Source organism: Pseudomonas sp. PDM25 (assembly GCF_019219045.1).
Taxonomy (GTDB): domain Bacteria; phylum Pseudomonadota; class Gammaproteobacteria; order Pseudomonadales; family Pseudomonadaceae; genus Aquipseudomonas.
The window spans coordinates 21694-45364 of the sequence record NZ_JAHUWL010000013.1 but is presented as its reverse complement, the minus strand read 5'-3'; the positions used below and the strand labels follow the sequence as shown (position 1 = coordinate 45364).

Sequence of the window (23671 nt, the reverse complement as noted above, 5' to 3'; positions counted from 1 at the left end):
TGTATAGGCTTTAGCATGGCTATCAGTGTTTTCGATCTCTTCAAAGTCGGCATCGGTCCGTCCAGTTCCCATACCGTCGGCCCGATGCGCGCCGCCGCGACCTTCGCCCAAGCCCTGATTGACCAACAATTGCTGGCCGACGTACGGCGGGTAGAAATCCGACTGTATGGCTCGCTGTCGGCGACCGGCGTCGGTCACGCCACCGACCGCGCCTGCGTCATGGGCCTGATGGGCGAGTGGCCGGACAGCATCGATCCCACGTCCATCGACAGTCGAATCCAGACCCTGCGCGAAACCGGCGAACTGTCTCTGGCAGGCAAAACCACCATCGCCTTCAACTGGCAACGCGACCTCCTGCTGCTCGACGAGAGCCTGCCCTACCACCCCAATGCGATGTCCCTGACGGCCTTTGGCGAAACCGGTGAATTGTCGGAGCAAACGTACTACTCGATCGGTGGCGGTTTTATCATCGAAGCGGCCGAAGCCGAGTCCGGTATCGCGCCCACCAGCGATGTGGTGCTGCCGTACGATTTTTCCAGCGCCGCCGAACTACTCAAGCTCTGCAACCAGCACGGTCTGCGCGTTTCCGAGTTGATGATGGCCAATGAACTGGCCTGGCGCAGCGAAGCGGAAATCCGTCAGGGCCTGTTGCACATTTGGTCGGTGATGCGCGAATGCGTCGAGCAAGGGCTGCGCCATGAAGGCATCCTGCCCGGCGGTCTGAAGGTTCCGCGTCGCGCGGCGAAATTGCACCGCAGCCTGTTGGAAATCGGCAAGCCGAATGTCATCACCTCCACGCTATCGGCCATGGAGTGGGTGAACCTGTTTGCCCTCGCCGTGAACGAAGAAAACGCAGCGGGCGGGCGCATGGTCACGGCGCCGACCAATGGCGCGGCGGGGATCATTCCGGCGGTGCTGCACTACTACATGAAATTCAACCCGGACGCGTCGGACGATGACGTCGTCGCGTTCTTCTTGGGCGCCGCGGCCGTAGGAATCCTCTGCAAGAAAAACGCGTCTATCTCCGGCGCCGAAGTTGGCTGCCAGGGCGAAGTGGGCTCCGCGTGCGCCATGGCCGCCGCCGGGTTGGCGGACGTGCTCGGCGCCACGCCAGAGCAACTGGAAAACGCCGCCGAAATCGGCCTGGAACACAACCTCGGCCTGACCTGCGACCCGGTCGGCGGCCTAGTGCAAGTGCCGTGCATCGAGCGCAACGCCATCGCCGCCGTGAAGGCGATCAACGCTACGCAAATGGCCTTGCGCGGCGACGGCAAACACTTCATTTCCCTGGACCGGGTAATCCGCACCATGCGCGATACCGGCGCCGACATGCATGACAAATACAAAGAGACTTCACGGGGCGGCCTGGCTGTCAGCTGGGTGGAGTGCTGAGGAGCATTCCCGACGCCTGTAACACGTGAGCCCGAGCAAGAACAATAACGAGGCCAAACGATGACCGATGTACGTACACCTGCTGCCGATAATCCTGCTGTAGACCTGACACGCAATAGCGAAATAACCCACAAAGGCTGGAGTAAACACGACACCACCTGGATGCTTGGCCTTTATGGCACCGCCATCGGCGCTGGCACGCTGTTCCTGCCGATCAACGCCGGCGTAGGCGGTTTCTGGCCACTGCTGATCCTGGCAGTGCTGGCCTTCCCGATGACATTCTTCGCCCACCGCGGCCTGACCCGCTTCGTGTTGTCCGGGCGTTCCGGGGACATCACCGAAGTGGTGGAAGAACACTTCGGCATCGGGGCGGGCAAGCTGATCACGCTGCTGTATTTCTTTGCGATCTTCCCGATTCTGCTGGTGTACAGCGTGGCGCTGACCAATACCTTGAGCAGCTTCATGGAGCATCAGTTGCACATCGCCCCGCCACCACGGGCGATTCTGTCACTGGTGCTGATCCTCGGTCTGATGGCCATCGTCCGTTGCGGTCAGGGCGTCATCGTCAAATGCATGAGCGTGCTGGTTTATCCGTTCGTGGCGGCGTTGCTGCTGCTCGGTTTGAGCCTGATCCCGAACTGGAACGGCGCATTCTTCGCCACCGCCAGTGAAGGCATGCCGATGCCGCTGTTCTTCAAGACGTTGTGGCTGGCGATCCCGGTGATGGTGTTTTCGTTCAACCATTCGCCAATCATCTCCGCCTTCTCCGTCGATCAGAAACAGCGTTACGGCGAACAGGCCGAACGCAAAAGCAGCGGCATCCTCGCCATCGCCCACGCGATGATGGTGGTGACGGTGATGTTCTTCTGCTTCAGTTGCGTGCTGGCCTTGTCACCGGCGGATTTGGCGGCTGCCAAGGCGCAGAACATCTCGATCCTGTCGTACCTGGCCAACCACTTCCAGACACCGGTCATCGCTTACGCGGCGCCGCTGATTGCGCTGGTGGCGATCACCAAGTCCTTCCTCGGCCATTACATCGGCGCCAGCGAAGGCTTTCAGGGACTGATTGTGAAAAGCCTGCGCGGTCGTGGCCGGGTGATGTCAGCGAGCTGGCTGAACCGCGTGACCGCACTGTTCATGATCCTCAGTTGCTGGGCCGTGGCGACCTTCAACCCGAGCATCCTCGGCATGATCGAAACCCTCGGCGGGCCGATCATCGCGTGCCTTTTGTTCCTGATGCCGATGTACGCCATCCGTCGAGTGCCAGCCTTGCGCCAGTATTCGGGTCAGGCCTCGAACGTGTTCGTGGTACTGATCGGTTTGATTGCACTGTCTGCGATCATCTACTCATTCATGCCCTGAAACGGGCAGGCAAAAAGAAGGCGGGCTGTAGTGCCCGCCTTCTTTTTTGCCGTGTCTATTGTTCGACAATTTTTCCGGCATGCCCCTTGCTACGTTACCTGTGAGGCAAAAGGACTGTTGAAAACCTCAGCGAGCGACGTGCCGGTGGTCTGGTGTTGCGAACTAATCCCGATCACGGCGGGTCAACAACTGCACGTTCAATCAGGCGGTAACGCATCATGGACAACCCTTTTCAGCTCATTACCGATGCTTTTGCAGCGGATTATCAGATCAACCTGAGCATTCAGGGCCTGGATGGCAGCATCATGCTGACCCTGTCCAACAGCGGTCACGTGGTCGCCAAACGGATGATCAGCGCCGAACAACGCAATGACCCCCAGCGCCTCAAACGCCTGGTACAAAGCATTCAGTTCGGCATCGCCATCGAACAGGGCCATAGCGCCGTGGCCATCCTCGAAGCCATGACCGACGGCGACAATCACAACCTGCCGCCGCCGCGCGTCAAGGGCCACAGCCGGCCAGCCATGCGGCTTTAAAGCTCGCCCTTCTCGACTTCGGGATGCTCACCGGAACCCGCACCGATCTTGCGTTGCGGGTGTTCGATCTTCACCGAAGGGAATTGCGACGAAGCGTAACGCACCACCAGAATCGAGAACGCCAACAGCAGAATCCCGCCGCACAGGTAGATGATGCCGATATCCGGTGGGTTGTGGTGCGAGACGTTGGAGATTAGCAGTCGCGTCAGCGCGGTGATCGCGACGTAGATCAGGAAACGCACCGGCATGTGGTTGGTCTTGAAGTAAATCCCGACCATCGCCCCCAGTTCCAGGTAGATGAACAGCAGCAAGATGTCATCGATCTTGATGTGCCCCGCCTCGATCATCTGCAAAAACTCCATCACCGCCGCCCACGCGGTGACTGCACCGATGGCGAACAGCGCCAGGTAGTGGAAGGTCTCGACGAACAGGTTGCCCAGGGACTCGGCCAGTTGATGCACGTTCTGCCGCAGGTTCTCGGCCCAGTTGATTTTCACGATGATTCTTCCTTAGCTCGGTTCGAGCGGATGATGCGGGTTTGACGTGACGGTTGTTCTGCATGCAGAAAAAAGGCCAGAGGCTGTTGGGTGAGATGGCGATGGGCTGCTACTGGACACTTTTGTACTGGATTCGAAGGCCTCATCGCGAGCAAGCTCGGCTCCCACAGGTTTGCGCAGACCACCTGAATTCGGTCTACATTAAAAAGCCACTACCCAAAGCGCAGGGATTCGCTTATCCTTTTCGCTGTATATAAATACAGTGGTCGACAAGACAACTTAATGTGAAGGCATGTGAGGTGGTGAATGGCCGTCGAAGTGGTATACCGCAGCAGCCGAGATCTGGAGCGCTTGTTCATGGATAAAGCCGAAGCTGACCGTCATGACAAAATGCTCGAACTGGCCGAGTTGCTGGCCGAAGTGTTGCAAAAAGCCGTTCCGTCCCTGACCGAACAGCAAGTGGAAGAAGCCGGTATCTACATGGCGAAGAACCGCGATGTGTTCGCCAAGGCGTTCAAGAGCCAACCGGACGCGTTGTCCGAATTGCTGAATGCGCCTGCTGAAGTCGTTGAAAAGGCTGCCCCCGTTGAGGCGCCTGCACCTGTTGAAGTCGCTGAGCCGACCAAGCCTGCTAAAGCGCCCAAGGCTGCCAAGTAAGCAACGCCCGAATTGAATAGGCCCTGAGTCAAATGACTCAGGGCCTTTTTCATGCCTGCGAAAAACTTAAGCGTCGGGTTGTTCCAGCGCCTCGACCAGCGCCTTGAAGAAACGCGCCGCCTCGCCCCCCGTGACCACACGATGATCGAAAGTCAGGGACAGCGGCAAAACCGGATGCACCACCACCGCGCCATCGACCGCGACCGGTTCGTCACGGATCGCGCCAGCGGCGAGGATCGCGACTTGCGGCGGCACCACCACCGGGTTGGCGTAGCGACCGAACAAGGTGCCGAAATTCGACAGCGTCAGGGTTGCACCCATCATTTCCTTGGGCGGAATCGATCGCGCCTGCACATCGGCTCTTAATCGCATGACGCCTTCCTTCAAATCAGCCGGGGTGCGGTGACCGACATCGCGCAGCACTGGCACGAACAAGCCGTCCGGGGTGTCCACGGCGATGCCCAGGTCGAGCCGTTCGTGTTGCTTGAGCGACAGGCTTTTGCCATCGAAGGCGCTGTTGAGCACCGGCTCCACGGCGCACGCGGCGGCCATCGCTTTGGCGAGACGAATCAGCGGTTCGCGCGCCTGACCCCAGCGATGCAGGTCGGCATCACCGAAAATCGTCACCGGCACGACTTCGGCATGGGACCGGGCCATGTTCAGCGCCATGCTGCGCCGCACACCGCGCAACCGTTCGCCGCCGAAGCGATCCAGTTCAGTTTGAGCCGCGTTTTCCACATCCGTCCGGGTGATCAGCCCCTCGTGGCCAGAGCCCGTCACACCGCTCAACTCCACGCCAAGTTGCCGGGCCAATTGCCGCACGGCCGGCGTGGCGCGAGTCGCCAGGTGCTCTCGGGTCGAGGGGGCCGCTCCGATGAAAAACGAGTCCTCCTGACTGCTGCCGCCACCTTCGAGTCGCCCCACTACGGTGCCCGCATCGGCTTCGCCTTCGTAGCCGAGCAAGGGTTCTCCGACGTGAACGATGTCGCCCTCGCCGCCGTAAAGTTTTGCCACCACGCCGTCATAGGGCGCGGGAATATCCACCAGGGCTTTGGCGGTTTCTACCGACACCAGCAGTTGATCGGCCTTGACGTTATCGCCGACCGCGACGTGCCAGCGGACGATTTCCGCCTCCTGCAAACCTTCGCCCAGATCCGGCAGTTTGAAGTATTTCATCGCAGCCTCCTTGGGTTCAGGCAAAGTGAAGAACGTTATCGCAGGCCTGAAGAATGTCCTCGACGTTGGGCATGTACAGCGACTCAAGTCGATACAGCGGCGGCGGAATGTCCGGCGCCGTAACGCGCTGGATCGGTGCCTGCAATTCCAGCAACACCCGCTCATAGAGGCTCGCGGCGATTTCCGCACCGACGCCACAGGAGCGCGGCGCTTCATGAACGATCACGCAACGACCGGTCTTGCGCACCGAGGCTTCCATGGTGTCGAGGTCCAGCGGCTTGATGCTCGCGACATCGATCACTTCCGCCGAGACGCCCCGCTCGGCCAATGCGGTGGCAGCTTGCAGGGTTTCCATCACACTGGCACCCCAGCTGATCAGCGTGATGTCGCTGCCTTCACGCAGGGTGAAACAGCTGTCCAGTGGCAGGCGTTTACCGTCATCCAACAGAGGTTGCGGGTTCATGCGATAGAGCCGGGTCGGTTCGAGAAACACCACCGGGTCCGGGTCATCGATGGCCGCCAGCAACAAGCCATAGGCCCGGGCCGGCGATGACGGAATCACCACCCGCAGACCTGGAATGTGCGCGAACAATGCTTCTGTGCTTTCGCTGTGATGTTCCGGCGCGCGAATTCCTGCGCCCATCGGCGTGCGCATCACCATCGGGCACGTGATCCGCCCGCGGGTGCGATTGCGCATGCGGCTGGCGTGGGACACCAGGTGTTCCATGGCCGCGTAGATGAAACCCATGAACTGGATTTCCACCACTGGTTTCAAGCCCTGAGCGGCCATGCCGACCACCAGTCCGCCGAGCATGGTTTCGGCCAGCGGCGAGTCGATGACTCGCTTGAAGCCAAAGCTGTCGCGCAGCCCTTGGGTAGCGCGAAACACCCCGCCGTTCACCCCGACGTCTTCACCGAGGACGATGACGTTTTCGTCTTCGCTCATGGCCCGATGCAACGCGAGATTCACCGCTTCCAGCAACGTGACTTTGCCGTTACTCATGGCTCGCATCTCCCGCGCGGCGCGCCGCCCGTTCGAGCAATTCTTCACGCTGCCCGGCGAGGGACGCCGGCCATTGGGCGTAGACGTGATCCATGATCGATTCGGGCGCCTGAATACCCGCCGCTTCGAAGTTATCCACAGCACGTTGAACCAAGCCCTGACATTCGCTGATCAGCGCCTGTTCGCGGCCTTCGTCCCACACGCCCTGGTCAACCATGAAACGTTGCAAGCGTTTGACCGGCTCTTCGAGCCAGGCCTGCTTGACCTCGTCCGCCGACCGGTAGCGTGTGGCATCGTCGGCTGTCGTGTGGTCGCCGAGGCGGTAGCTCAGGCACTCGAGCAACACCGGGCCTTTACCGTGACGCGCCCTGTCGAGGGCCACGTGTACCCGGTCATAAACCGCGAGCATGTCATTGCCGTCGACCTGCTCACCGTGGAACCCGGCACCGATCGCTTTCTGTGCCAGGGTCGGGGCGCCGCACTGAATCCGTCGTGGCACCGAGATCGCCCATTGGTTGTTATTGACCACGAACACCACCGGCAACTGCCAGGCACCCGCGACGTTGAGGGCTTCGAGGAAATCGCCCTTGCTGGTGGCGCCGTCGCCGCAGGTGGTGACGGCGACCCGATGTTCGCCGCGGATTTTGAATGCACTGGCAACGCCGCAGGCATGCAACGCCTGGGTGGCAATCGGCACACAGATCGGAAAGTCCTGGGCCGCCGCCGGTTCGGCAAAATCGCTGCCGCGCTCGTCACCGCCCCAGTACAGGAGGATTTCTTCCATGCGCACCCCGCGCATCAATTGCACGGCGGTGTCACGGTAATACGGAATCAGCACGTCTTCGGCCTGCATCACGCTGCCGACGGCGACGCCAATGGCTTCCTGGCCCAATGTCGGCGCATAAGTGCCAATGCGCCCGGTGCGTTGCAGGGCGACGGCTTTCTGATCGAAAAGGCGGGTCAGGACCATCTGCCGATAAAGGCGCGTGAGCAAATTGAAATCGTCGGCCCAGGCAGGAAGTTCGCCGAGCAATTGGCCGTCAGGGGATAAAAATCGGGTGTAAGGCAGCTCAACCTTGTGAAGCATCACAGGGGCTCCTGGCACGCCGCGTCAGCGTGCGTCAGTCAAGCCTGACGCTTGTGGCGCCAGGCCTTGGGAGCAAGTCTGCCGGATAGGCCCTCACTCCTTCATCGGTTCACTTCATCGATACAGCACTTTCTCCGCCAACTCGTCCGCTACCCGGGCCGGCGAGCGTTTTTCCGCTTGGGCATGGGCGAAGACTTCGGTCAGCCGGGAGCTGATTTTCGACAGGTGTGCGGTGATGGTCGATAGCTCTTCGCCGCGGTGCTTGAGCGAAACGTAGATCAGCCCGCCGGAATTGATCACGTAATCCGGCGCATACAGAATGCCCCGCCGTTCCAGTTGATCAGCGACTTCCAGATGGGTCAGTTGGTTGTTCGCCGAGCCGGCCACCGCTGCGCAGCGCAGTTGCGTCACGCTGTGGCTATTGAGTACGCCACCGAGGCCGCAGGGCGCGAGAATGTCGCAAGGGGTGCTGAGCAGCGCGTCGTTGGCGATCGGATGGGCGCCAAGTTGCTCCATCGCCAGTTGGACTTTGCCGTGATCGATGTCGCTGACCAGCAATTCGGCTCCGGCGGCGTGCAGCTGTTCGGCGAGGGCATAGCCAACGTTGCCGAGCCCTTGAATCGCTACTCGCAGGCCTTCGAGGTTATCGCTGCCCAGCCGGGCCATGGCGGTGGCACGAATACCGGCGAACACGCCCATCGCCGCGTGCGGTGCCGGGTCGCCCGCCGCGGTGGTGCTGGTGACGTGCTGGGTCTGTTGGGCGATGCAATCCATGTCCGCCACCGAGGTACCACTGTCGATGGCGGTGATGTAGCGGCCGTCGAGCTGATTGATGCAACGCCCGAAGGCTTCGAATAGCGCGGCGCGGTTTTCCACATGAACCGGGCGAACAATCACCGCCACGCCGCCGCCCTGAGCCAGGCCGGCCAGCGCCGCCTTGTAACTCATGCCTTGGGCGAGGCGCACCGCATCCTCGACGGCGGACTCGTCGCTGGGATAGGCAAGGTAACGACACCCGCCCAGGGCAGGTCCCAGCCGGCTGTTATGAATGGCAATGACCGCCTTCAACCCGGTGACCGAGTCGACGCTCAGATGCAGGGATTCAAGGCGAGTGCTTTGCATGAGAGCGAACATCGTAGGGCTCCCGAATCACTTCTTGTAGTGGCCAGTATAGGCTTGCGCCCAAAAATTGCAGAAGCGCACCGGAATAAGCGACGCCGCCATGCAGACTTTCGGACATAACCTGCAACCGCCTATGTTCGGCACTGGACGAATGCCGGAGACGGGGCTAAAACGAGGCATTAGCCGGAGATTTTGATGACCCCCCGCCAACGTTTTTTCGACTGTCTGCAACGTTCACCGCCCGCGCTGTTCGAGGCGGCGCTGTGGATTGCCGCCGAACACGACAGTGAGGTCAATCCCGAGGCCGTGCTGCAAGGTTTCAAGGACCTTCAACAACGGGTCAGTTGTGGCTTGCCGATGTTGCCGGTGAGCGAGCTGGCCCAGCCGTTGTTACGGCGTATGAATGACTTGGGATTCGCTCAGGACGACTCCACGCCATTGCGTCCGCAAGTCGCGCTGGTCAATAAAGTGCTGGAACGCAGACGCGGGCAGCCACTGAGCCTGGGATTGATTGCTCTGGAACTGGCCAAAGGTCTGGAAATCCCCATGGTTGGAGTCAACTTCCCCGGGCATTTCCTGCTGCGGGTACCGGGCGCCGATCACCTGCTCGACCCGTGCGGCGGGCGTCGTTTGTACCCCAACGATTGCCGGGAATTGCTGCAACGCCAGTACGGCCCGAACATGCAGCTTGGCGCCGAGCATTTGCTCACCGCCGAACCGGTGCAAATGCTGCAGCGGCTGTCGCGCAACCTGCGTCAGTTACACCTTTCCAACGATGACTACATCGGCGCCCTGATCGACGCCGAACGCGTGCTGGAACTGGGCAACGCCAGTGCCTCCGATTACCTGGCCCGGGCCAGCCTCTATCAACGGCTGGATTGCCCGAACGCCGAGCGCTTCGACCTGGAGCATGCCCTGCTGCTCAGTGACGACCCGATTCAGCGGATTCGCCTGACTGAACGGTTGGGACATTTGCCGCCTAACTCCATCGTCCATTAACCACACATCCCCTGTGGGAGCGGGCTTGCTCGCGAAGAGGGTGTGTCAGCTACATTCATGTTGACTGACACGCCCTCTTCGCGAGCAAGCCCGCTCCCACATTGGTTCGGTGTGAGGGTGTTAAGGGGTATCTGGCTGATTCGCCGGATGCGCCTTGATGAATGCCGGATGCGTCGCCGCCAACGCCGCCACTCGACGAATCCGCGGGTACGCCTCAAGTGAAATGCTGAAGCGCTCGGCCGCGTACAGCTGCGGAATCAGGTAAACATCCGCCAGCCCAGGCGTCGGACCAAAGCAATAACCCTCATCGCCGATCAACTGCTCCACCGTCGCCAATCCCTGGCTGATCCAGTGCCCGATCCACTCCACCACTTGCGGTTCATCGTGCCCCAACTGCCGCAGCTTGTTGAGTACGCTGACGTTATGCAGTGGATGCACATCGCAACCAATCACCGCCGCCACACCACGCTCATGGGCGCGAGCGGCGAAGTCTTTGGAGAGCAGCGGCACCTGTGGATAACGTTCCTCCAGGTATTCAATGATCGCCGGCGACTGGATCAGCAGTTCGCCTTCATCGGTGCGCAAGGCCGGCACCCGGCCTTGCGGATTGATGCCGAGATACGGCGGCTGTCGATGTTCGCCACCTGGCGGCGCGATCAGGTTGATCGGCAGCGCCTGGTAGTCCAGTCCCTTGAGCGCCAACGCAATACGCACCCGAAAGGACGAAGTCGAACGGTAGTAGGTATAGAGTTCCATGACCCGATCCTCTTACTGTGCCGGCAGCACTTTGCCGCGGCACTCGCCGAAACCGATGGAGGCAAAACCCTCGCGGTTGCAACGGGCACGCAGGATGATTTCGTCGCCGTCCTCAAGGAATTTACGCACCTCGCCAGACGCCAGTTCGATCGGCTTTTTACCGCCCTCGGTGATTTCCAGCAGGCTGCCGAACTGACCGTTCTCCGGTCCCGACAACGTGCCCGAACCGAACAGGTCACCGGCCTGCAACTGGCAGCCGTTGACGCTGTGGTGCGCGACCATTTGCGCCACGGTCCAGTACATGTGTTGGGTATTGCTGAGGGTCAGGCGATGGGCCGGCAGGTTTTGTTCGCGCAGGCCTTCGGTGAGCAGCAGCACTTCCAGTTCGATGTCGAAGGCGCCAGCGGCTTGATCGCGTTTGTCGAACAGGTACGGCAGTGGCTGTGGATCGCCTTCCGGACGTGCCGGCTGAGCGCGACGGAACGGCTCCAGCGCTTCAGCAGTTACCACCCAAGGCGAGATGCTGGTGATGAAACTCTTCGACAGGAACGGCCCCAGCGGCTGGTATTCCCAAGCCTGGATGTCCCGCGCCGACCAGTCGTTGAGCAGGCAGAAACCGGCGATGTGATCGGCCGCGTCACCGATGGCGATCGAGTCGCCCATGTCGTTGCCCTGACCGATCCAGATGCCCAGCTCCAGCTCATAGTCCAGACGTGCGCACGGACCAAACGTCGGCTCGGTCTGGCCGGCTGGCAGCGTCTGGCCTTTCGGACGGCGAACCTCGGTGCCCGATGGGCGAATGGTCGAAGCGCGGCCGTGATAACCGATCGGCACGTACTTGTAGTTCGGCAGCAACGGGTTGTCCGGGCGGAACAGTTTGCCGACATTCTGCGCGTGCTCGATGCCGACGTAGAAGTCGGTGTAGTCGTTGATCTTCGCCGGCAGGTGCATCTGGCAATCCGCCGCCAGCGGCAGCAGTTTTGCGCCTTGGGCTTCGATCTTGCCGCGCTGGGTGCTGTCTTCCTTGAACAACTCGATCATGCGTTGACGCAGCGCGACACGAGCCTCGCGACCCAGCGCGAAAAATGCATTCAACTGGCCGCCACGGGTGGCTTCAACGGCGGTCCGCGCAGCACCGTCGTCGAACAGCCCGGCATCGAGTGCCGCTCCCAGATCAAAGATATGGTCGCCGATCGCCACGCCACTGCGCGGCGCGCCGCCCTTCACGCTGAACACGCCCAACGGCAGATTTTGCAGCGGAAAATCCGCGTGGCCGTTGGCGGAGGCAACCCAGCTACGAGTGATGGAAGTCTGAGTCATGGGTTATCTCCGGGTCGGGTCGAAAGTGGCGGGCAGCGTGGCCCAGCAGGCATCGTAGTTGTTTTGCAGTTGCGGGCAATCCAGGGCGAAGCGGCTCGGGCGCAGCACCTGGCTGGTCTCGAACATGAAAGCCATGGTGTTGTCGATTTTCGCTGGTGCGAGTTCGGCGTTGATCGCCTTGGTGCAGGTTTCGCCATCCGGGCCGTGGGCGCTCATGCAGCTGTGCAAGGACGCGCCGCCGGGCACGAAGCCTTCGGCCTTGGCGTCGTACTCGCCCTTGATCAGGCCCATGAATTCGTTCATCAGGTTGCGGTGAAACCACGGTGGCCGGAAGGTTTTCTCGGCGACCATCCAGCGTGGCGGGAAGATCACGAAGTCGAGGTTGGCCAGACCGTGGACGCTGGTCGGCGACGTCAGGACGGTGAAGATCGACGGATCCGGGTGGTCGAAACTGACCGTGCCGATGGTGTTGAAACGACGCAGGTCATATTTGTACGGCACGTTGTTGCCGTGCCAGGCGACCACATTCAACGGCGAATGATCGAGCTCACAGCCCCACAACTGGCCGAGGAATTTCTGCACCAGCGTGGTCGGTTGCTTGAGGTTTTCGTAATGCGCGACCGGGGTCAGGAAGTCCCTCGCATTGGCCAGGCCATTGCTGCCGATCGGCCCCAAGTCTGGCAGGCGCAGTGGCGCGCCGTGGTTCTCGGCAATGTAGCCGCGGGCATGCGGATCGAGCAGTTCGACGCGAAATTTCAGGCCGCGTGGCAGCACGGCGATTTCCAGCGGCTCCAGTTCCAGTACGCCCAATTCCGTTGTGATGCGCAGACGTCCCAGCTCCGGTACCAGCAGCAGTTCGCCATCGGCGTTGAAAAACACGCGCTCCATGGAACGGTTGGCGCGGTAGGTATAAATGCTGATCCCGGCCGGTTTTTCCGCGCCGGAGTTGGCAGCCATGCTCACCAGCCCGTCGATGAAATCGGTTGGCTCGCTCGGGATGTCCAACGGGTTCCAACGCAGACGATTGGGGGTCACTTCACCCAACGGGCCGCCGGCCAGTTGCCGATCCAGTTTGACGAACGCCGGGTGATTGGCCGACGGCTGAATACGGTACATCCAGGTGCGCCGCGCTTCACTGCGGGCCATGGTGAACGCGGTGCCGGAGAACAGTTCGGTGTAGAGACCGTAAGGGGCTTTTTGCGGGGAGTTCTGGCCGACGGGCAGTGCGCCAGGCAACGCTTCGCTGCTGAATTCGTTGCCGAAGCCGGACTGATAAGCCAGCTCGGGCGCCGTTGAATCGAGGTTCATGGAGCCTCCTGAACAGGGAGTAGGCATGGCCTGTCGCTCCATTCAAGAGGTCTGGGCACGCCCGGGTTATTTTTATCGTAATTCGATTACGCTTAACGTAATTTGATTGGTATTGACCGTCAAGCTATAAAGACGCCCATTCGTCCCGGGATCAGACCGCCTCCATGGAAACGCCGCGCAGCAACGATAAACAGAAAGTCCGCTCGGCCGAGGTCGGCACCGACATCCTCAAGGCCTTGGCCGAGTTATCGCCATCGACGTCACTGTCGCGCCTGGCCGAACACGTACAGATGCCGGCGAGCAAGGTTCACCGCTATCTACAGGCGCTGATCGCCAGCGGTTTTGCTGAACAGAATGCGGCCACCAACCATTACGGTCTGGGCCGCGAAGCCTTGCGCGTCGGTCTCGCCGCACTCAACAGTATGGACGTGCTGAAAGTCGGCGCCCTGCCCCTGGCTGAATTGCGCGATGAGTTGAACGAAACCTGCTTTATAGCGGTGTGGGGCAACCAGGGCGCGACCGTGGTGCACATCGAGCCAGCAGTGCGCGCGGTGACGGTGGTGACGCAATTGGGTTCGGTATTGCCGTTGCTCAGTTCGTCCACAGGGCTGGTGTTCGGCGCCTATCTGCCCAAGCGTGAAACCGTCGAATTGCGCGAGCAGGAACTGCACAGCAGCGCTTCACATACGCTGGCGGACGATCAGGCCTACCAGGCGTTGTGCGAACAGATCCGCGAACGCGGTCTGCATCATGTGCATGGTTTGTTGATGCCGGGCGTGGACGCCTTGTCGGCCCCGGTGTTCAACGCGGTCGGACAGATCGCCGCCGTGCTGACCATCGTCGGTCCGGCTTCGTTGTTCCACGCCGACGAAAACGGCCCGGCGGCGCAGCGGTTGTTGGCTGCGACGCGGGCCGTGAGTTGGCGGATGGGGTATCAGCCGGAGTAATGGCTAACCCGGCAGGATCAATCTGTGATTCGGGCTTTACTGTCCTGAAGCAGGTACGTGGACGTCACCGCAGTGACATAGTCGACGCCCACCGGAACGCCGCTCGCGGTCGACACAATATCAGAGATGTCTTTGATCCGCGTCAGAAGGCCCACTGCCGAAGTGGATGTGCCAACCCCCGAGACGATGCCAATATACAAGAGGATGGTGCTTCTCCAGGCCGAGGCGAGGTAGGCTTTTCCGGCATCTTCATCGCCCAGGCTGTAGGCAACCACACCTTGAACGATCGAGCGCGTGATACGCAGGATGCTGGCCACCAGAGCGACTGGAGGGACAAACAGCGAGATGACATCCACCACCAGTTCTGCGCCGGTCATCACATTACGCCAGAAGATTTCCGCATGCGTGCTCGTCTGATAGTCGACGTCGTAGATAAGCCGCGACACCATGCTGTTGTATTCGAACCTGAAGTGGGTCACAGGGTAACTGTCTTGCAACCTTGGCGTCGGCAAGGCACCTGAAGCATTGCGGCAGTTGTCGACATAACGTTGCACTACGCCTCTGTCCTCCAACCTGACAAGCCCGACAACATGATTGCCCAGTGAGTATCCCTTCAAGCCCTGAGTCAATGACTCAATGGGACGGAATGTCAGGCCATCCGGTGCTTTCGGAATGTAGATCAGGTATTCCAACCTGCCAGCCACGTTGCGCCCAAACGTATAGGCCCCCTCCAACCGTCGCCCTTCGAGCGCCAGCGTATACACGCCTTCGCCTGGCGCGGCACCCGTCAGGAACGGAACCGGATTGTAAGAACGATCATGATCCAGCCCCTCGATCAGCCCCTTGAGCCAATTGAAGTGTTCACCGGAAAGAGAGCCCTGAAGTTTTTGTGTCAATGCTGCCCTGAGCATTTCGTTCTGCACGATCTTGCAGTAAAGCTTCGACTTCAGATCATAAGAAGGCGTTGCCAGAAAATCCTGCTGCAGATACTGCTCATATTTTTCTCCCGGCAATAAGTCGATCAACGCAGTGACGGTGGCCTCATTCAAGCGCCCCAGCGACGAGTTATCCATGGAGCCGAACCACACCGTTCCATCAGCGCGCCAAATCTGCCACTGAATGAACACATTGGTGAGCGTCATATAGTCGTATCCACGCAACTTGACTCTCACCCGATCTGGATCGATTTCCGGATGCGGGCCGGATAGACGCAGATAATCGTTCAGCGCCTTCATGACCAATTTTCGTGAGAAGGCAGCAAACGTTTCAATATGCAGTGGTTCTTTTGATACCTGGTAGATGGCTTTGAAGTCTGTGTTCAGCCTTGTGAAAAGTTCGCGATCTTGTGCCGCAGCCTTTCTGTACCAGTTGGGTGTAACCACCTGTTCTTCGGCAATCTCCCAGTCGACAATGTTATGGATGGCGCCCATCAGCGGTCCGTCTTCCACTCCGCTCGTCCATTTCACCAAAGTGACACCGCCCCACCACCATGGCTGGAGCACCCGCTCCGGCTCGTCATAGGAGAGATAGTCCTTCACGAACTCCGCACGATCCGTGCTGAAAGCCTGCCCGATCAGGAAGTCACTGTTGCGCTGCCCGAAACCCCACGTACCGAACTGTCGCTTCAATGCCGTCAGATCGGGAAACTCATACCATTGCTGGCCCGTCGGTGCACCAGGCGCATAGAGCACATGCATCGAAAGTTCAGGAGTTGTACCTCTGGCACGGTAAACGATCATATTTTTGAAGGGGCGGTAGTAGTGGACAAAAGCAACGCTGTACGCCTCCATTCCAGGATCGCCAAACAGATAGCGCTGCATGATGTCCTGTGCTTTCGGGCTGATATGTTTTTGAAGTATCGCGGCGTAGTTACTGAGTGCAGTCTGTTGACTTAATACTTCCCGCATGGCGTCTTTAACTTGCGGATTGCTGAGGCGATAAGTTCGCTCATTGGCATATTTCAAACGAAGATCAAACTGCCGGATGGCGAATTCGATATTGGAAACTGTCAGTCGTGGATTGTAATGATGCTCTTCAAACTGAATGGTGTATCTCCCGGCAACATCATGCACACCGTACATAAACAGCTGTGTCAGATTTTTACGCTGGACATGCTCGATGTTCCTGGCGCCCATACGTACCCGATGCGTTACCTTCACCCAAACGGTATCCGGATCAACGCGATTGGCATCGCCCTGGGAAATATGTTCTTCGACGACACGCCGCACATACTCCTGGAATGAGGACAGTCCCCCCATCACCTCATGCAATTTCACCTGGCTACTGAGCAACGCCTGTTCCAAAGAGGCAAAAACTTCCTGTTCGGTGGTGGAAGTTTCCTTCAGCCATTGTGGCCTGGCATTCTTCGTCACCAATGCGAGCAGACGTGCGGTGCGGTGCTTGGCATCATCGCCCAATTCGCCCAGACGTTGACTCTGCTCAATCGATTGAATGATGGCGGGCAGATCCGCATCCGGCTCCAGCAAACGGCGAATTCCATGAGCAACTTCATGCCATTGTTTATTCAACAGATTGTCGATGACGATCTGGAAAACTTCGCCATAGATTCTGAAATAACGGATATCGGGAACACTTTTTACCTGTTCAGCGTGCTGCTGTGAAATACCTTTGAGCAACTGCATTCGGCTTTTCGGGTCGCTCAGGCGTAGCTCAAGCGAGCGATGCATTATTGCCGACGTCTGGAACGTTTCCAGCCCGTTTTCAGGGGTATAAAGAATGACCCAGTCATCATTGGCAGGCACAAGCTCATCGATGGTCCGGCCACTTGAATACATGACAAAACAACAAGCCAGCGTTGCAAATCGTCCGTTTTCCAGTTCCACAGAAAGACTGCAAGCCGGCGTCTGGAGATTGCCCCTGATATAAACTTCGCAGCTCTCTTCTACTTCCGACCTCACCCCTTGCATTTGTACTGTTGCTTTCAACTCTTGCCAGAAAAGCGCCGCATACAAGTCCCGCAGATCACTGCGGCGAGAGGCCAGCTTACTACTGTTGACGTCCTTGCCCAGAGGTGTCGTCCAGTATCGTTCCAGACCTAGCGTGTATTTTTGTTCCAGCGTACCCAGCACATCGCCGATCAGCTCCCCTAGAGCAACCACATCCAGACCGTCAACCCGGTCCGATTCATCCACGGAGTTATGCACGTCATAAACGCCGTACTGAGTCACGTCATAAACAGGAGCACGCCCACGGCTCAGACACTCCATGAACACGTCCGTGAACAGACCGGTCGGCTCCTGATTCGCAATGCCTGAACGTCGGGCATTGATGTAAGTCCTGCTGATGAAGACCTCCAGCAACAGCTGCTGAAGTTCCTTCAACAAAACCTCTTGCAGGATTAGTTTAAACGACGGGCTTTTCTTCAGCGCTTCTTCCAGCGCGGTAAAACTTTCAAACACCGGCCCCAGATGCGCCTGTGTCAGCGATACTTCCTGAACACTCATATGCATATTCCATTAATGCACTTTAAAAAATCAGACAACGAACGTTGCCTGAACCAGTGCAATTAACTTAACGTAATCAAAACCAATAAAGACACCCGCCGTCCTTTACAAAACATTAATTACCCAGAACATAAAAACAGGTTAATAATTTTATTAAATAACCATTAACCGCACAAACCCAGCATTCTTGCCCTTGCCACGGCATGCGTCCTGCGCTCAACCCCTAACTTTCCATGAATCCGCCGGACATGTGTTTTAACAGTATGCAATGAGATGAACAACTTATCAGCTATTTGCCGGTTAGAACTTCCCGACGCAATTAACTCAAGCACTTCCAACTCTCTCAGACTCAGTGGGCTTTCATTAGTCTCCCTATCGGAACATGGCTCGTTATTATCGACAACGTGCAGTTCCGACAAGAGGCTGGGGCAACGTCTGTATAACTGCGTCAACAACTGCGGCAAGTTACAACGGCTCGCCTTCGTTTCGCCCTTTTCGAAAAACTGCCGGGCACTCCCCAGTTCGCCCACCATGAACGCCGCCTCGGCCATTGCCAGCAGAAGCTCGGCTTCCAGGCTGACCATTGCGTTCACTTGTGTATGCTCGAGTAGAGCGGCGAGTCGAGCCAAAGGATTCTCCACCCGTTGCAGTTTGACCTCGGCCAGAATCAACAAATACTCAATCCGCGGAATCAGCTCCAGTGTCGCCGGGGGAGCCTGCCGGGCCTGTGGCCCCCGATAATGTTTGAGCACCCGACTCAACGCCTCACGGGCCAGTTCGGGACGCCCCTGTTGCAACCAGCACTGACTGCTGACCTGCAGCAGAGCACCACGGTAGACCGTGTCCGGAATCTGCCGCTGTTGCATCAATCGCTCGGCATCGCGCAGACGGACGAAGGCTTGGGCGTAGTCGCCCTGATTGGCGGCCAGTTGTGCCTGCCCGAGAAACCCGTACAGCGCACGTTTATCTTGATTGCGAACACAGTCCTCCAACCCGGAGTGAAAAAAATCCGCTGCCTGTTCATCCAGCCCCTGACACAGGGCCAACCGCCCACGACGCAATGCAATTCGTCCCAACAAGGGTGCGGGTCGATCCGAACGCTGACGGAGCAGTTCATCGATATTGCAGAGCAGGCTTTCAGCGCGAGCCGGGGCACCCCGCTGCTCCAGCCATTGCGCATGATCGAGTTCCATCAGGCCTTCGAACACCAGCGAACCTTGTGCCCGCGCCAGGCACAGCGCGTCGCGGTTGTGGGCTTGCGCCACGTCGAGTTCGCCCCTTAGCAATGCCTGTTGCGTCAAACCGGACAAACACATCAGGCGCGCCGTCCAACATTCAGGATCGAGCACGCTCAACGCGTCAAGAAAGTGCGCGCGCGAAGCCTCCATTCGTCCCTGTAAATGCAGCAACCAACCCTGCAGGGCCTGCCAACGTGCAATCAGTTGACGCTCAAGCACCGCCGAGGGTTGAGGCGTGAAATGCGCCAAATGCGCGATACAGGCGGTCGCCTGTTCGAAACGTCCGGCGAACAACAGCGCAGCGGTAATCAATCCGACCAATTGCGGGCTGCCCAGCGTCAATTCCTCGCCTTGCTGCTCATGCAAACGCAACAACAGCACCACCGTTTGCTCCTCGAACAAATGCTCGAAACTGAAGTGCTGCAACAGGCTGACCGCCACCTCATATTCCTCGGCGAGCAAGGCCTGTTCGAAGGCCGATTTCCAGTCCTGTTCGGTACAGAACCATTGGCAGGCACGCCGATGCCAGGAGCGTCCCGCCGGCCATTGCTCATCGCGCAACAACTGGGTGAACGGGGTGAATATCTGCAGCCAATCGGTGGAGTCCCCCCAAGGTTCGATAAAACAGCCCAGCGTTTGCAAGGTCCGCAAGTACTGAGCGCCCTCTCCGGCCCCGAACAGGTGATCGCACAGCCGGGCATTGAAGCGGGGCAAATGGGCCAGCACCCGCCAGGCTTCGCTCAACTCAGGCGTCAGCGAGTTGAACAACTCATGCTCCAGGTAATCGAGCAAGGTGTCCGCCCGTCCCAGGGGTTTGTCCTGACGCGACCAGTCGCATTTCTGCAGCAATGCAATCCGCACACCGGCACACCAGCCGCCGGTGCGCAGGATGATCCGACTGGCCACTTTGCCGGCATGCTCCGGTACCCAGGGCTGCACTATCTGCTCGACTTCATTGGCCGTAAAAGCCAGCGAAGTGCTTTCGCACTCGTACAACTCATCGTCGAGCAGCAACCTTGGCCAGTTGCAGGGTGGCCGGCGGCGAGCACCCAGCCACCAGGTCAGCATCGGACTGCTGGTCGCCAGCATGCGATCGAGCAACAGGTCCAGCTCCGGATCAGGCAGGCGGCAATAATCATCCAGAAACAGCCAGGTCGGCGTCTGCAATCGCGCCAGATAGCCCAGTAGCTCCGTTTCACTCGACGTAGCCAGCCCCAGCGTCTCTGCCAGACGCTGACGAAAATCCACCGCGCTCAACACCACGCCAGACAATGGCAACCAGAACACGCGGCACTGCAGCGGGGCCTGTAACAGGCATTCGGCGAGCAGCGCAGTCTTGCCACTGCCGGCTGGCGCGCAGAGTAATTTCACCCGTGCCGTAGACGCCAGTAACGGCTCGGTCAAGCGAGCCCGTGACAAGTGATGAGTGGACAGACGGGGCAGAAATCCAGGACGGTCCAGACACGGGATCATGGCGGTCATTGCGGCGTGCCTTTTTATAATTGTCCGGCAACCCTAGCCCTCTCTAACCCGCTTGTTGAGAAGTATTCAGCACGCTGATTGGCAGCCATAAAAAAGGCGACCACCCGGTCGCCTTTTGTACTGCCAATGTATCAAAACCCTTACCGAACGCCCTCGGCGCGTAGGGCCGATGGCGTGTAGTCGGCGGCCTTGGCTTCGAAGCCGAATTCGAAACTGTGCTTCTCTTCGTTCTTCATTCCCAGGGCAATGTATCGGCCGGCAATGATGTCGTAGAGCGCTTCGAGGGTGTAGGCCGGAGTCTGGTGATCGTAGTAGTACTGAGCGTGACCCTCGGCGACTCGCCACAGCTGACCGCGACCGTCGTAGTGGTCCGCCAGCGCCACTTGCCAGCTGTCTTCGTCGAGGTACATGTGGCGTTTGGCGTAGATGTGCCGTTCACTCGGTTTGACCGTACCGATCACTTCCCAGACCCGGTGCAACTCATAACGGGTCAAGTCCTGATTGATGTGCCCGGCCTTGACGATGTCGTCGTACTTGAGGCTCGGCGAGTCGAGTTTGTAGCTGTTGTAAGGGATGTACATTTCCTTCTTGCCGACCAGTTTCCAGTCGTAGCGATCCGGTGCGCCGGAGAACATGTCGAAGTTGTCGGACGTGCGCAGGCCGTCAGCCGCAGTACCCGGCCCGTCATAAGCCACTTGCGGTGCGCGACGCACACGACGCTGGCCGGCGTTGTAGATCCACGCCAGACGCGGCTCTTTCACCTGATCGAGGGTTTCGTGCACCAGCAGCACGTTACCCGCCAGACGTGCCGGGGCCGTCACCGATTGCTTGAAGAAGGTGAGCACGTTGGCGGCTTTTTCCGGGTCCAGGTCCTTCATCAGTTGCGGTACGGCGATCTCTTCCTCGAAGCGGATCGGCGTGTAGCTGCCGTTCGTTTGCGGGGTCACCTGAGTGATGATGCGGCGCAGGTTGCCGCCGTGATAGCGGGTGATGTGGTTCCACAACACCTCGACGCCGGTCTTCGGAATCGGGAACGCGTAGTAGCGGTTGCCGGTGAAGTTGGCCAGGCCGTTACCGTCGTTGATGCTGTTCACGTTCAGTGCGGAGCGCTTGGCCGACTCGTAAATCTCCGGGGGTAGGGCCACGGTGCGATGGGTCGGGTAGACCGGGATCTTGTAGGTTTCCGGATAGCGCTTGAACATCGCTACCTGGCCATCCGACAACTTGTCTTTGTACTTGTCGACCGTAGCCGCGGTGATGGTGAACAGCGGTTTTTCACTGGCGAACGGGTCAGCCAGGAAACCTTTGCTGTCGACTGCGCCAGCGTTTTTCGGGATGCCGCCGGTCCAGGCCGGGATCGAGCCGTCGGCGTTGCCGGCCTTCTCGGCACCCACCGGCGTGAGGCTGGTGCCCAGTTTGTTGGCCTCATCAGGCGATACCGCCGCCATCACGTTGGCAGCCAGCAGACTCAAGGCCAGGGCGCCGCATTGCAGAATCATCTTGCGCATTAAATTCATCCTTCTCAGCCAGATCAGAAGTTCACGCCGAAACTCAGCGCCAGGAAGTCGCGGTCTTCCAGGGTGTTGTAGTCACCGCCGAAGAAATCGGTGTAACTGAGGCTCGCGGTATAGGTGTTGCGGTAGTCGGCATCGACGCCGACGCTGACGGCCTTGGCGCCTTCGTTGAACAGACCGTTGGGGCCGTAGCCGGCGACGTCGTGGGACCAGGACAGGTTGGGCTTGAGGTTGATCCCGCCGATCACGTTGGCGTAATCGAGAATTGCCCGGGCGCGGTAGCCCCAGGAGGTCGAGGTGACGAAACCGTCGGTATCGCCGCCAAAACCGTATTGGCCATAGACCGAGTCACGGCCGTAACGCAGCTTGGTTCGCGACTCCAGGCCACCGACGTGCACCACCGCCGCCTCGCCAACCAGGGTCAGCCGCTGGGCACCCAGCACTTGGTCGAAAAAGTGCGTCAGGGTGCTCTGGACCTGGGTCACTTCCTTGCGGCGGTAGCCTTTGTTGTCGGCACCTGGCGTGGTGGCAATAGGCGATGCCGCGCCGCCTGCGATCGGGTTGAGCAAGGCCAGCGTCAGGTCGTTGGTGTTGACTTGCACCGGAGCGTTGGGGCGATAGCTGATCTCGCCGGTCCACGCCGTGCCGGTAGGCAAGGTGGTGGAAAAGCTCGCGCCGTAGAGACGAATGTCTTCCGGGTACTCAAGGTAATACTGGCCACGACCGAGCATCACACTCTGAGCCAGTGCCGACCCGGTGCCGGGCGCGATTCTGTTGGCGGCACCGACGATGGCCGGAATCCGTGCCAGCGTTGTCAGACCGGCAGTGGTGGTGCCGACCGTCGGGGAGCGACTGTGATAGTTCATGAAGTACAGGCCGTACTCGGTATCGTCGCCGAGCCAGCGCAGCGCCGTTCCCCACTGTCCCGAATCGCGGGCATCGCGGTCCCCACCGCGCGGGACGATCACACCTTCCCTGCTGACTTCGAAGCCTTGGCCAAACGCTGCAGCGATCGGTTGCAACGGTGCAATCGCCGGGCTGGCCACCGTGTAATTCTTGTTGCAGCCGTCTGCCACCACGTCGTTGCCGAAGAAGGTGCCGCAGTTGTCGACGACAGTCTGGTCCCACTCCAGTTGATAGAAACCTTCCACCGAGAGTTGGTCGGTCAGGCTTTGGGAGGCGAACAACATGTTCACCGGAATCAGGCCTTCCTTGATTTCGGCGCCAGGACGGCGGAACGCTGAAACGTCGATCGGGTTGATGCTGTTGATCGAGTTGCCGATGAAGGTACTTTCACCCCAACTCACCACCTGCTTGCCGGCGCGCACCGTGCCCGGCAGTTCAGCGATGGAATAGTTGTGATAGACGAAGGCGTCGAGCAGCTGCGCCCCGGAAGACTTGGCGCCTTCTTTACGACCGCTATCACTGATCGGTTTGAACTCGCGATCCTCGTCCTTGAGTTCGAAGTCGTACCAGTACTTGCCACGCACGAACACCCCGGTGTCGCCGTACTTCAATTCGAGGTCATGAATACCCTTGAAGATCTTGGAGAAGGTTTCGCCCTTCTTGAAGTTCAGCCGCCCGTCATCCCCGGTCGAAGACTGGCCGGTACCGCCGTTGACCGTGCCCACCAGAGACTTGTCGGCATCGCGCATGCCCCAGCTCGCGCCGACGGACAGCGAAGAGTCAAAGGTCCCCTCGATTTCCCCAATGTTGAATGAAACAGCCTGCGCCTGGGCGCAGCAACCCAAGGCAACCGCAGCGGCCAGCGCTTGCGGCGTGAAGATGGCGCGCATTGTTGTTTTTGTCAT

At 59.4% G+C, this 23671-nt stretch carries 17 protein-coding genes and 1 pseudogene; 6 read left to right on the top strand and 12 right to left on the bottom strand.

Features of this window, described 5'->3' with window-relative positions; all coding sequences use genetic code 11:
• Positions 1 to 15: 15 nt before the first annotated feature.
• The 3 genes from KW848_RS22880 to KW848_RS22870 all read left to right on the top strand — a co-directional run bounded on the left by KW848_RS22880 (position 16) and on the right by KW848_RS22870 (position 3290).
• A complete protein-coding gene (locus tag KW848_RS22880) occupies positions 16 to 1392 on the top strand; it encodes an L-serine ammonia-lyase (protein WP_218538121.1) in 1377 nt (458 codons plus the stop codon).
• Between the two features lie 60 nt (positions 1393 to 1452).
• Positions 1453 to 2754, top strand: a complete 1302-nt coding sequence (locus KW848_RS22875; RefSeq protein ID WP_192410188.1) for a serine/threonine transporter — start codon at positions 1453 to 1455, stop codon at positions 2752 to 2754.
• A gap of 218 nt (positions 2755 to 2972) precedes the next feature.
• Positions 2973 to 3290, top strand: a complete 318-nt coding sequence (locus KW848_RS22870; protein WP_008150633.1) for a DUF3509 domain-containing protein — start codon at positions 2973 to 2975, stop codon at positions 3288 to 3290.
• On the opposite strand, the gene KW848_RS22865 is transcribed toward KW848_RS22870, so the two are convergent.
• A complete protein-coding gene (locus tag KW848_RS22865) occupies positions 3287 to 3787 on the bottom strand; it encodes a phosphate-starvation-inducible protein PsiE (protein ID WP_008150634.1) in 501 nt (166 codons plus the stop codon). The genes KW848_RS22870 and KW848_RS22865 overlap by 4 nt on opposite strands.
• A gap of 306 nt (positions 3788 to 4093) precedes the next feature.
• On the opposite strand from KW848_RS22865, the pseudogene KW848_RS22860 reads away from it, so the two are divergent.
• A pseudogene (locus KW848_RS22860) lies at positions 4094 to 4348 on the top strand (YebG family protein); the annotation flags it as partial.
• Positions 4349 to 4510: 162 nt separating this feature from the next.
• Here the strand turns inward: KW848_RS22860 and KW848_RS22855 are convergent.
• The 4 genes from KW848_RS22855 to KW848_RS22840 all read right to left on the bottom strand — a co-directional run bounded on the left by KW848_RS22855 (position 4511) and on the right by KW848_RS22840 (position 8844).
• The gene (locus KW848_RS22855; RefSeq protein WP_218538120.1) at positions 4511 to 5620 is read right to left on the bottom strand and encodes a dihydrolipoamide acetyltransferase family protein; all 1110 of its coding nucleotides are present in this window, start codon (positions 5618 to 5620) and stop codon (positions 4511 to 4513) included.
• A gap of 16 nt (positions 5621 to 5636) precedes the next feature.
• Entirely contained in the window at positions 5637 to 6623 is a 987-nt protein-coding gene (locus KW848_RS22850) for an alpha-ketoacid dehydrogenase subunit beta (protein WP_192410185.1), read from the bottom strand.
• On the bottom strand, positions 6616 to 7710 hold the full coding sequence (pdhA, locus tag KW848_RS22845) for a pyruvate dehydrogenase (acetyl-transferring) E1 component subunit alpha (protein WP_218538119.1): 1095 nt from the start codon (positions 7708 to 7710) through the stop codon (positions 6616 to 6618). The genes KW848_RS22850 and pdhA overlap by 8 nt, the downstream gene beginning before the upstream one ends.
• Before the next feature lie 114 nt (positions 7711 to 7824).
• Positions 7825 to 8844 carry a Glu/Leu/Phe/Val dehydrogenase dimerization domain-containing protein gene (locus KW848_RS22840; protein ID WP_218538118.1) on the bottom strand — a complete coding sequence of 340 codons (1020 nt, stop codon included), beginning with the start codon at positions 8842 to 8844 and terminating at the stop codon, positions 7825 to 7827.
• 183 nt (positions 8845 to 9027) lie between these two features.
• Here KW848_RS22840 and KW848_RS22835 point away from each other — a divergent pair, with 183 nt between their 5' ends.
• Positions 9028 to 9831: a SirB1 family protein gene (locus KW848_RS22835; protein ID WP_218538117.1), complete on the top strand. Its 804-nt coding sequence runs from the start codon at positions 9028 to 9030 to the stop codon at positions 9829 to 9831.
• A 120-nt stretch (positions 9832 to 9951) separates the two neighbouring features.
• On the opposite strand, the gene maiA is transcribed toward KW848_RS22835, so the two are convergent.
• The 3 genes from maiA to hmgA are packed head-to-tail and all read right to left on the bottom strand — an operon-like array spanning position 9952 to position 13215.
• A complete protein-coding gene (maiA, locus tag KW848_RS22830; RefSeq protein WP_218538116.1) occupies positions 9952 to 10587 on the bottom strand; it encodes a maleylacetoacetate isomerase in 636 nt (211 codons plus the stop codon).
• 12 nt (positions 10588 to 10599) lie between these two features.
• Entirely contained in the window at positions 10600 to 11907 is a 1308-nt protein-coding gene (gene fahA / locus KW848_RS22825; RefSeq protein ID WP_218538115.1) for a fumarylacetoacetase, read from the bottom strand.
• A gap of 3 nt (positions 11908 to 11910) precedes the next feature.
• Positions 11911 to 13215, bottom strand: a complete 1305-nt coding sequence (hmgA, locus tag KW848_RS22820; RefSeq protein ID WP_218538114.1) for a homogentisate 1,2-dioxygenase — start codon at positions 13213 to 13215, stop codon at positions 11911 to 11913.
• Positions 13216 to 13379: 164 nt separating this feature from the next.
• On the opposite strand from hmgA, the gene KW848_RS22815 reads away from it, so the two are divergent.
• Entirely contained in the window at positions 13380 to 14162 is a 783-nt protein-coding gene (locus KW848_RS22815) for an IclR family transcriptional regulator (protein ID WP_218538113.1), read from the top strand.
• A gap of 17 nt (positions 14163 to 14179) precedes the next feature.
• On the opposite strand, the gene KW848_RS22810 is transcribed toward KW848_RS22815, so the two are convergent.
• The 4 genes from KW848_RS22810 to KW848_RS22795 all read right to left on the bottom strand — a co-directional run bounded on the left by KW848_RS22810 (position 14180) and on the right by KW848_RS22795 (position 23671).
• The gene (locus KW848_RS22810; protein WP_218538112.1) at positions 14180 to 17626 is read right to left on the bottom strand and encodes a dermonecrotic toxin domain-containing protein; all 3447 of its coding nucleotides are present in this window, start codon (positions 17624 to 17626) and stop codon (positions 14180 to 14182) included.
• A 164-nt stretch (positions 17627 to 17790) separates the two neighbouring features.
• Complete coding sequence (locus KW848_RS22805) at positions 17791 to 20346, bottom strand: LuxR C-terminal-related transcriptional regulator (protein WP_218538111.1); 2556 nt, start codon at positions 20344 to 20346, stop codon at positions 17791 to 17793.
• A 140-nt stretch (positions 20347 to 20486) separates the two neighbouring features.
• Positions 20487 to 21854 (bottom strand): DUF1329 domain-containing protein, encoded by a 1368-nt coding sequence (locus KW848_RS22800; protein WP_218538110.1) that lies wholly within the window; start codon positions 21852 to 21854, stop codon positions 20487 to 20489.
• Positions 21855 to 21877: 23 nt separating this feature from the next.
• Positions 21878 to 23671 (bottom strand): DUF1302 domain-containing protein, encoded by a 1794-nt coding sequence (locus tag KW848_RS22795; protein WP_218538109.1) that lies wholly within the window; start codon positions 23669 to 23671, stop codon positions 21878 to 21880.

What these genes read in the sequence shown, in the direction of transcription:
- KW848_RS22880 (WP_218538121.1), top strand. Translation starts at nt 16, where the DNA reads ATGGCTATCAGTGTTTTCGATCTCTTCAAAGTCGGCATCGGTCCGTCC.
- KW848_RS22875 (WP_192410188.1), top strand. Translation starts at nt 1,453, where the DNA reads ATGACCGATGTACGTACACCTGCTGCCGATAATCCTGCTGTAGACCTG.
- KW848_RS22870 (WP_008150633.1), top strand. Translation starts at nt 2,973, where the DNA reads ATGGACAACCCTTTTCAGCTCATTACCGATGCTTTTGCAGCGGATTAT.
- KW848_RS22855 (WP_218538120.1), bottom strand. Translation starts at nt 5,620, where the DNA reads ATGAAATACTTCAAACTGCCGGATCTGGGCGAAGGTTTGCAGGAGGCG.
- KW848_RS22850 (WP_192410185.1), bottom strand. Translation starts at nt 6,623, where the DNA reads ATGAGTAACGGCAAAGTCACGTTGCTGGAAGCGGTGAATCTCGCGTTG.
- pdhA (WP_218538119.1), bottom strand. Translation starts at nt 7,710, where the DNA reads ATGCTTCACAAGGTTGAGCTGCCTTACACCCGATTTTTATCCCCTGAC.
- KW848_RS22840 (WP_218538118.1), bottom strand. Translation starts at nt 8,844, where the DNA reads ATGTTCGCTCTCATGCAAAGCACTCGCCTTGAATCCCTGCATCTGAGC.
- KW848_RS22835 (WP_218538117.1), top strand. Translation starts at nt 9,028, where the DNA reads ATGACCCCCCGCCAACGTTTTTTCGACTGTCTGCAACGTTCACCGCCC.
- maiA (WP_218538116.1), bottom strand. Translation starts at nt 10,587, where the DNA reads ATGGAACTCTATACCTACTACCGTTCGACTTCGTCCTTTCGGGTGCGT.
- fahA (WP_218538115.1), bottom strand. Translation starts at nt 11,907, where the DNA reads ATGACTCAGACTTCCATCACTCGTAGCTGGGTTGCCTCCGCCAACGGC.
- hmgA (WP_218538114.1), bottom strand. Translation starts at nt 13,215, where the DNA reads ATGAACCTCGATTCAACGGCGCCCGAGCTGGCTTATCAGTCCGGCTTC.
- KW848_RS22815 (WP_218538113.1), top strand. Translation starts at nt 13,380, where the DNA reads ATGGAAACGCCGCGCAGCAACGATAAACAGAAAGTCCGCTCGGCCGAG.
- KW848_RS22810 (WP_218538112.1), bottom strand. Translation starts at nt 17,626, where the DNA reads ATGAGTGTTCAGGAAGTATCGCTGACACAGGCGCATCTGGGGCCGGTG.
- KW848_RS22805 (WP_218538111.1), bottom strand. Translation starts at nt 20,346, where the DNA reads ATGACCGCCATGATCCCGTGTCTGGACCGTCCTGGATTTCTGCCCCGT.
- KW848_RS22800 (WP_218538110.1), bottom strand. Translation starts at nt 21,854, where the DNA reads ATGCGCAAGATGATTCTGCAATGCGGCGCCCTGGCCTTGAGTCTGCTG.
- KW848_RS22795 (WP_218538109.1), bottom strand. Translation starts at nt 23,671, where the DNA reads ATGACAAAAACAACAATGCGCGCCATCTTCACGCCGCAAGCGCTGGCC.